This window comes from Bradyrhizobium sp. PRIMUS42, from assembly GCF_023006515.1.
GTDB lineage: Bacteria > Pseudomonadota > Alphaproteobacteria > Rhizobiales > Xanthobacteraceae > Bradyrhizobium.
This window is the reverse complement of the sequence record NZ_JALBGZ010001081.1, coordinates 1-1,495: the sequence shown is the minus strand read 5'-3', so window position 1 is coordinate 1,495 and position 1,495 is coordinate 1. Positions and strand designations below refer to the sequence as shown.

Here is a 1,495-nt window from a genome sequence, read left to right as displayed (position 1 = left end):
AGGAGCTGCCGCTGTCGCTGGAGAACTGGCGCCGCCAGAGCGCCGCGCGGGTCGGTACGCCACAAGTGCGGCCGGCCACTGCCTGAGACGCAAGGCGGCGCTGCGGTAATCCTCTGTTTACCATTCGATCCCTACCATTGCGGTCATGGAATCGATCCGTCGACAGAACCCGCAGGCTGCCTTGATGTCGCTCGAAGCCGCTGCAGCCTCGGCACGCAGCGGTTTCGCCTGTCTGTTCTCGACCGCGGATGAGTACGAGAGCGCGCTGATCAGCGAGCGCCGCGCGCAGGGGCGCTACACGCAAAGCCGCCGCAGCTACTGGCCGCTCGCGCTGTTCGTCGGTTGCGCCCTGATCGTGGCGGGCACGGTTCTGCTGCTGGTCTGAGTGACCTCTATCTGATAGACCTGCATTTTTTGGCCGACCAGGGCGCCGTTTCGGCGCCTTTTTCTTTTTGACCGGCTGCGGTAGACACGCCGATCGAACAAGAATGGGTGGAAACCGATGATCACCGAGATCGCGCAAATCGACGTCAAGCCGGGCAGCGAGAAGGACTTTGAGGCCGCCGTCGCCAAGGCCAAGGCCGCTTTCGGCCGCTCCAAGGGGTTTCACGGCTTCGAGCTGCACAAGTCGATCGAGAAGCCGCAGCGCTACCGGCTGATGGTGAAATGGGCGACGCTGGAAAACCACACCGTCGATTTCCGCGGCTCGGAGAATTTCACCGAATGGCGCGGCCTCGTCGGCCAGTATTTTGCCTCGCCCCCTGAGGTCGAGCACACCGAGACCGTGCTGACGACCTGATCTGCTTCAAGACGTATTACGCAGCCTCGGCCAGGGGCGGCGCCTCATACGTCTTGAAATGGTCGATCATGACCTTGGCGATGGCGACCAGCGGCAGCGCCAGCGCGAGGCCCCAGATTCCGAACACGACGCCGAGCACGATCTGGAACGCGAACAGCGTGGCCGGCGGGATGTCGAGCGCCTGCCGCTGCAGGATCGGCGTCAGCACGTAGCTCTCCATGGCGTGCACGCCCATGAAGAGCAGAAAGGCCGACAGCGCCGGGATCCAACCCGAGGCGAGGCTTGCCAGCACCACGATGACGCCGGCGATGATGGCCCCGACGGTCGGGATGAAGGCGAGCAGGCCGGCCTGAATCCCCAGGATGAACGAGCCGGGGATGCCGATGAGGGCAAGCCCGATCCAGGTCACTAGGCCGACCGCGAGCATGACGATGATCTGCGCGATCAGCCAGCGCTCCAGTGTCTCAGCTATGCGGTCGATGATGAGGGTGACGCGGGTGCGGTGCCTCGCCGGTGCCAGGAACAGCAGGCCGTCGTGATAGACGGCGGGCTGGGCGGCGAAGGCGAATCCCAGGAACAGCACGATGAAGATGTTGCCTACACCGTGGATGGTGCCGAGCAACAGCTTGAAGGTCTGGCTCACGATCGCCCCGCCGCTGGAGGCCAGCGCGCCCGCGCCCGGCAATGGACCGCGCG

General features: G+C 64.7%; 3 protein-coding genes. 2 read left to right on the top strand and 1 reads right to left on the bottom strand.

Features of this window, described 5'->3' with window-relative positions; translation table 11 throughout:
• Nucleotides 1–145: 145 nt before the first annotated feature.
• Together MOV75_RS37775 and MOV75_RS37770 are read left to right on the top strand one after the other, a co-directional pair.
• Nucleotides 146–385, top strand: coding sequence for a hypothetical protein (locus MOV75_RS37775; RefSeq protein WP_246926584.1), 240 nt, complete (start codon nucleotides 146–148; stop codon nucleotides 383–385).
• 117 nt (nucleotides 386–502) lie between these two features.
• Nucleotides 503–799: an antibiotic biosynthesis monooxygenase gene (locus tag MOV75_RS37770; RefSeq protein ID WP_035673823.1), complete on the top strand. Its 297-nt coding sequence runs from the start codon at nucleotides 503–505 to the stop codon at nucleotides 797–799.
• A 16-nt stretch (nucleotides 800–815) separates the two neighbouring features.
• Here MOV75_RS37770 and MOV75_RS37765 read toward each other — a convergent pair.
• The coding region (locus MOV75_RS37765) for an AI-2E family transporter (RefSeq protein ID WP_247007955.1) at nucleotides 816–1,495 on the bottom strand (680 nt) is incomplete at its 5' end.